The 5,238-nt window shown below is 69.9% G+C and carries 8 protein-coding genes; 5 read left to right on the forward strand and 3 right to left on the reverse strand.

Annotation, left to right across the window (positions count from 1 at the left end; genetic code table 11):
• Positions 1–74: 74 nt before the first annotated feature.
• Complete coding sequence (locus ACFC0B_RS40750) at positions 75–251, reverse strand: hypothetical protein (protein ID WP_376085933.1); 177 nt, start codon at positions 249–251, stop codon at positions 75–77.
• Positions 252–379: 128 nt separating this feature from the next.
• Between ACFC0B_RS40750 and ACFC0B_RS40755 the strand changes: the two genes are divergently transcribed.
• The 5 genes from ACFC0B_RS40755 to ACFC0B_RS40775 all read left to right on the forward strand — a co-directional run bounded on the left by ACFC0B_RS40755 (position 380) and on the right by ACFC0B_RS40775 (position 2,896).
• The gene (locus ACFC0B_RS40755; protein WP_376085935.1) at positions 380–631 is read left to right on the forward strand and encodes a hypothetical protein; all 252 of its coding nucleotides are present in this window, start codon (positions 380–382) and stop codon (positions 629–631) included.
• A gap of 4 nt (positions 632–635) precedes the next feature.
• Positions 636–899 carry a hypothetical protein gene (locus ACFC0B_RS40760; RefSeq protein WP_375847188.1) on the forward strand — a complete coding sequence of 88 codons (264 nt, stop codon included), beginning with the start codon at positions 636–638 and terminating at the stop codon, positions 897–899.
• Positions 900–1,129: 230 nt separating this feature from the next.
• The gene (locus tag ACFC0B_RS40765) at positions 1,130–2,050 is read left to right on the forward strand and encodes a hypothetical protein (RefSeq protein WP_375847187.1); all 921 of its coding nucleotides are present in this window, start codon (positions 1,130–1,132) and stop codon (positions 2,048–2,050) included.
• A 13-nt stretch (positions 2,051–2,063) separates the two neighbouring features.
• On the forward strand, positions 2,064–2,615 hold the full coding sequence (gene tpg, locus ACFC0B_RS40770; RefSeq protein WP_375847186.1) for a telomere-protecting terminal protein Tpg: 552 nt from the start codon (positions 2,064–2,066) through the stop codon (positions 2,613–2,615).
• A gap of 110 nt (positions 2,616–2,725) precedes the next feature.
• Positions 2,726–2,896 carry a hypothetical protein gene (locus ACFC0B_RS40775; protein ID WP_375847185.1) on the forward strand — a complete coding sequence of 57 codons (171 nt, stop codon included), beginning with the start codon at positions 2,726–2,728 and terminating at the stop codon, positions 2,894–2,896.
• A 131-nt stretch (positions 2,897–3,027) separates the two neighbouring features.
• Here ACFC0B_RS40775 and ACFC0B_RS40780 read toward each other — a convergent pair whose 3' ends face one another.
• Both ACFC0B_RS40780 and ACFC0B_RS40785 read right to left on the reverse strand, forming a co-directional pair.
• The gene (locus ACFC0B_RS40780) at positions 3,028–3,474 is read right to left on the reverse strand and encodes a hypothetical protein (protein ID WP_375847184.1); all 447 of its coding nucleotides are present in this window, start codon (positions 3,472–3,474) and stop codon (positions 3,028–3,030) included.
• On the reverse strand, positions 3,471–4,283 hold the full coding sequence (locus ACFC0B_RS40785; RefSeq protein ID WP_375852391.1) for a ParA family protein: 813 nt from the start codon (positions 4,281–4,283) through the stop codon (positions 3,471–3,473). The genes ACFC0B_RS40780 and ACFC0B_RS40785 overlap by 4 nt, the downstream gene beginning before the upstream one ends.
• Between the last annotated feature and the right edge of the window lie 955 nt (positions 4,284–5,238).

A 5,238-nucleotide genomic window follows, 5' to 3' on the forward strand; every position in this document is an offset into this window, starting at 1 on the left:
AGCGTCCGGGGCGACCCCGCGCGCGCGCCGCCCGCGTCTGCGGGGGCCGCGCCACGACGGGCTACGCCAGCCGACTACAGCTCGCCGCGCCGCTCCAGCTCGCGGGCGATGTCGTTCTGATCGGCGATCGCGTCCACGTCCATCGGGGTCCGCGTCCGCTTGATCAGCTCGTACTCATAGCGCAGGTCCTCAGTGGACTGCGTCCGGCTGTGCTCGATCGACGCCGAAGACGGGCTCTTCCGGATCCTCATGTGCATTTCCTTTCATGGCGATTGATGCCGTTTCAGCCGGTCCGGCTGGCGACTGGCCAACCATGACACAGAACTTCTCGGTAAACAACCCTGCTTCAGTGGGCGTTGCGTGAGCTATGCTGTGCAGCATGGAAATTCCCGAGAAAGCGCAGGCCGAGGCGCTGGCGCGCGTGGCGGAACTGGGCACCCAGCGCGCCCAACTGCTCGCCGACGCCAAGGCGCTACTGCCACAGATCAAGGAAGCCGCCCTTGCGGCCGCGCGAATCGATGCCCCGCGCTCCCGCATTCAGCAGCTCAGCAAGGTGAGCACAGCCGTTGTCTACGGCTGGTTCGATGAGGCGGGCCTGCCCAAGCTCAAGGGCGGCAAGGGGGGTGTCTGACCAGATGGACTACCAGCGACACAATGTGGCTCCCCCCGGGCATGCCGACCTGCCGTTCGCCGGGGACGCGTCGCTCGCAGAGGTGCTGGGTGTGATTGACCAGCTCAGCGCGCTGGGCCGCGACCTGCGGGCCACGGTCCCCACCGCGAGCCTGCGGGGGAGTCAGTACCTGCGGGCCGCAGACCTGGCGCGATGGATCGCAGACGCCGCCGACGAGTTGCACCAGGACCTCAACCAGGACTCGTCAATCCCGCTACAGACCGACTGAGACCCGAGCGTTATTTCAGTACGCGGAATCCGCGTCCCGGCGACGCCCTGACTGGGCGTAGCCTGTCCCGCACAAGATCCAGACAGACAGCAGAAAAGCCACCCACCAGTTGCCCGAGAGTTGGCGCTCTCGGAGGTGAACGGCTTTCCGCTGGCCCTTGCCAAGGCTCGTTCTGAGTGTAGCGGTCGGTTTTTCGACCGGACACCGGGCGGGCCAGAGAGAGGCCCCACATGGCGCACCCGTCACCTGATGACTGCGCGTCCTGCCGCCGGATTTTCGGCGAGCTGGTTGAGCACGAACTGACCACTGCCCCCGGTACCTCGTTGCCCGCTGCCGTGCTGGCGGAGCGTGTGGGGCTGGTGCCGCGCGTCCTGCGCCGCCACCTCACCGAGCTGGTCACCGCTGGGCGCATTGATGTGGACCGCCGGACGCCTCTGCCGGGCGCCAGCGTCGGCCGGGCCCGCCCCCTGCCCACCTCGCCGAGCCCTGCGGAGTGGGCCGCGTCCATCCAGACCCGCGACCGCACCTGCTGCCGTCTGCTGGCCGCGCTGGCGCTCCATGCCGGTGCCGACTGGACCGGGCAGGAGCGGCAGGAGGATCTGGCCCGGGCCCTCGGGATCAGCGTGCGCACCCTGCGCACCCACCGGGGGCACCTGGAGGATGACCAGCTGGTGCGCTGGGACCGGCGCGGCCGGGTCCGGGGACTGCCGGACCGCTACACCCTGTTGTCCGGCCTGATCCGCCTGCCCGACGTGCCCGAGGAGTGGGCAGACCTGCCCTGGGCGGAGGGCGCGGCCGTGGACCTGATGGATCAGGTCTGGTGGCTGGCTGGACTGACCGACGCTCAGCACGAGCGCACCCGGCGCCACATCGCCCACCTGATGACCAACGGCTGGACGGCCGCCGAGCTACTGGGCCGACTCGATCGCATCCCGCCGACCGAGCACGTCAGCCACCCGTACGCGCTCGCGCAGTCCTTGCTGCCGGTCCGGGGAGAGCCGCCGGTCGCCACAGCGCAGGAGGTGACTGGCGGACGGGGCCCGCTGGCGATCGTGGATTGCGCCGGGAACTGCGGGCGTGCCGTTCGGGGCGTGGCCGGAGTGAGCACCTGCCGAGACTGCCGCCAGGCAGCAGCACCTGCACCGTTCTGAGGGGGAGACGGACATGGGGATCATCGGAGACGCGCTCAGTCGCGCCGCACAGGCAGCGTGGACGCGCCCGCTGCCGAAGTCCGCAGGGGCTCGGCTGCGGTTCCTGCTCAAGCGCGAGAAGGGCAGCACCCGCGCCGTGGCTGACCGGCTGGGCGTCAGCCAGCGCACCGTCCAGCGCTGGGCGAAGGGCGAGCAGCAGCCGACCGGCAAGCGTGCCGCCGCACTGGAGCGGGAGGCGGCCCGCGACTGGCAGCCCCGGGTCACCGCCGAGGCACAGCGCCGTTCCGCCCGGGACGGCCTGGTGGTGGAGACCCGGGCGCGGTTCGGGTTCACCGCCGCGCCTGGCACCACCGACGACGGCCGGATGCGGCGGATCACCGAGACGCTGCCGCCGGACGTGAGCGGGAGGATCTGGGAGGCGTGGCGCTCCGGAGATGAGGAGCAGCTGCAAGAGCTGGTCGGGCAGGGGCTGGGGTACTCGTACTTCCAGGACCGGGGCCGCCGCGCTCAAGGACTCGACGTAACGCTCACCGATGTCGACTACATCGAGCTGGGGGAGCTGTGAGCACAGATGGAGAGCCGGCTGAAGCGCCGGCCGACAGCACGAGGCAGACCGCACAGTGCCGGTGCCGCTGGTGCAAGCTCGCCCCGTGGGCACTGCCCACGGCGGCCGCCGTGCTCGTGGTACTCACCCTGGCCCTCGCGGCCGGGGGCCGGTACCCCTGGCCGGTCGATGCGGCGGTCTACCTCGCGACCGCCACCATGGTCTATGCGGTGCTCTCTGGGCCGGTGATGCGGCAGCGCTGGCGCCATGAGGACCGGCTGTTCAACGAGCAGGACCGGTAGACGGAACAAGGATGGGGCCCGCACCGTCGTGCGGGCCCCGGTTCATCGCAGGTCCCCCCATCGTCGCCAATTGGCGACAGCTCTGCACCCCGACCCACCAGACTTACAGAGTCCGGAACTGCGGGAGTCTGTCAGTCCTGAGTCCGGCGGCGCGGGGCCAGCGAGGCGAGGAGTTCGGCCTCCGTGTCCCCGCGGAGCCGTCCGGCGCGCGTCAGGAGCAGGTCGACCGCAACCCGGATCAAGGTGTTGTCCGTGATGATCTCCGAGCGGTTCCGGCGCTGCCCGGACACCCTGCGGCGCAGTGCCGCCAGCTCGGCGAGCTGGTCCGTCCGCAGACGCGTCTCCTTGCGCTCCAGGCTCTGCCACTTCGGCCCGTCTGCCGAACCCTGAGAGTCCGAGACTTCCGAACTCTCGGACTTTGTAACTTCAGAAGTCCGGGAGTCCGGGAGTTCCGAAGTTGGCTCGGCTTTTGGCTGTTCAGGAGCGGAGATGCTGCCCACCAGCTGTTCGACCTCTGGCACCAATGGCTGACGGATCGGTGACTCGGACGGCACCGTGGAGCGTTTGATCCGGGTCATGCGATCGCCTTCCACAGCCGCTCGGCGCCCGCCGCGTACACGTCGCGCATCTCCTTGCCCCGGGCGCCCAGAGCGGACAGCGGCATGCCTTCGTCCGCCGCGTCCTTGACCACCGATCGCTCCGGAATCGCGTCCCAGACCCGATCCGGCCCGAAGATGGCCGGCAGGCTCGTGAGGTGGTGCGCGTGGCCGGCCAGCCGCCCATCGACCTTGGAGGGGATCGCCGCGAGGAACCGCAGTTCCGCGTTCGCCAGCTCGGCGAGCGTCTGCGGATCCTGGACGAAGTCCCGAAAGCGGGTGGCGCCCTCCACCCCGTCGTACTCCGGCTCCACCAGGGCAACCGCCCAGTCAGCCGCGGCGAGGCCGAGCTGCGTCAGGTGCCCCAGCGAGGGCGGGCAGTCGATCAGCGTCACGTCGTGCGCCTCATCAACCCCCTCCAAAGCGCGCGCCAGCCGCCCGCGAGCGCCCATCACCGCCGCTTCCGCGATGCGGTTCTCCAGATCGAAGCGGGCCGGGAGCACATCGATCCGCATCCCGTACAGCCCCTCCCAGCCACACGGCACGATTCCGTCCGCCGCCGCGCCAGCCTGCCCGCTGCGGACCACCTCGCTCACCGAGACCGTGGCGGCCTGGTCCACCCGGTAGGGCCGCGCCAGCCGCCGCGAGGTGTTCGCCTGCGGATCCAGATCCACCACCAGGACCCGGCGCCCGGCATCCGCCAGCGCCGCCGCCGTGTTCACCACCCACGCGCTCTTGCCCACCCCGCCCTTGTTATTGCCCGCTGCCACGCGTCTGCTGCGTCCCACCATCAACCTCCGAACTCTGTAACTCCGGCACTTCCGTACCCCGGAAGTACACCACCAGAGCGCCCTCGCTTCGGGCGGACCCGCCCGAAGCGTCAGCCGGCCCTTTCACCGCGGGCCGCTGTGCGCCTCGCTGACGCCCCCGCACCTCACCTCCCGACAGGTGGGGCCGCCGGGGGAGCGCTGAGGGGCTCTCAGGCCTATCTGCGGCGCAGCTGGCGAGCGAATCGGCGCACGGCTACCTCGCGGGCGATCGGCGGCCCGAGGTAGCACGCCAGCACCGGAGCCGCAGCCAGAGCGAAAGCAGCCCATACCCCCCATAGCTGACGCATCAGCAGCACGCCCCCGATCAGCAGCAGCAGACCCACCGTCACCGCGAACGCGTGCGCCTCGTCCCGCTCCCGATCTCCCATCACGCACCCCCGCCCGTGATCACCGAGCCATCGAGCGTAGGTGCCACCCCCAACACCGGCACCCCGATTCACCGCACCACGCCCGGACGCAGGATCCGAACCGGCAACTCAAAGTCCCCCCCCCCCCCCCGAAGTCCCGAGTTATCCACAGGCAACGGGCAAACGCACATCGAAACGCACGCGGATCGCACCTGGATCGCACAATTCCGGGGCCTACTGGCCGGTAAGGGGACTCTGAATTGCCGGTTCGGGTCCCCCCCTCCTGACCTGCGAAAACACCAGTTTCGAGCCCCTCGTCATCCACAATTTTGTACCAAGGGGGACCCGAGATTGCCGGTAGGGTCCCCCACCTCTGACCTGCGAAAACGCCCTCCAGTTTGTACCAAGGGGGACCCAGAATTGCCGGTTCTCTAGTAGTCCCCCTCCCCCATCACCGGCACCGCCGCGCCTGCCGCAAAGCGGCAACGGCGCCGGACGGCGGGCCGCGAAGCGGCACGCATCGTCTCGTCACAGAGCGCAGCGATGTGTACAGGGGCATAGCGCAGCTA

Origin of the sequence: Kitasatospora sp. NPDC056184, from assembly GCF_042268405.1 — a bacterium.
In the GTDB taxonomy this organism is placed as follows: Bacteria; Actinomycetota; Actinomycetes; order Streptomycetales; family Streptomycetaceae; genus Kitasatospora.

Coding starts and splice junctions, on each gene's coding strand:
- ACFC0B_RS40750 (WP_376085933.1), bottom strand. CDS start 251: ATGAGGATCCGGAAGAGCCCGTCTTCGGCGTCGATCGAGCACAGCCGG.
- ACFC0B_RS40755 (WP_376085935.1), top strand. CDS start 380: ATGGAAATTCCCGAGAAAGCGCAGGCCGAGGCGCTGGCGCGCGTGGCG.
- ACFC0B_RS40760 (WP_375847188.1), top strand. CDS start 636: ATGGACTACCAGCGACACAATGTGGCTCCCCCCGGGCATGCCGACCTG.
- ACFC0B_RS40765 (WP_375847187.1), top strand. CDS start 1,130: ATGGCGCACCCGTCACCTGATGACTGCGCGTCCTGCCGCCGGATTTTC.
- tpg (WP_375847186.1), top strand. CDS start 2,064: ATGGGGATCATCGGAGACGCGCTCAGTCGCGCCGCACAGGCAGCGTGG.
- ACFC0B_RS40780 (WP_375847184.1), bottom strand. CDS start 3,474: ATGACCCGGATCAAACGCTCCACGGTGCCGTCCGAGTCACCGATCCGT.
- ACFC0B_RS40785 (WP_375852391.1), bottom strand. CDS start 4,283: ATGGTGGGACGCAGCAGACGCGTGGCAGCGGGCAATAACAAGGGCGGG.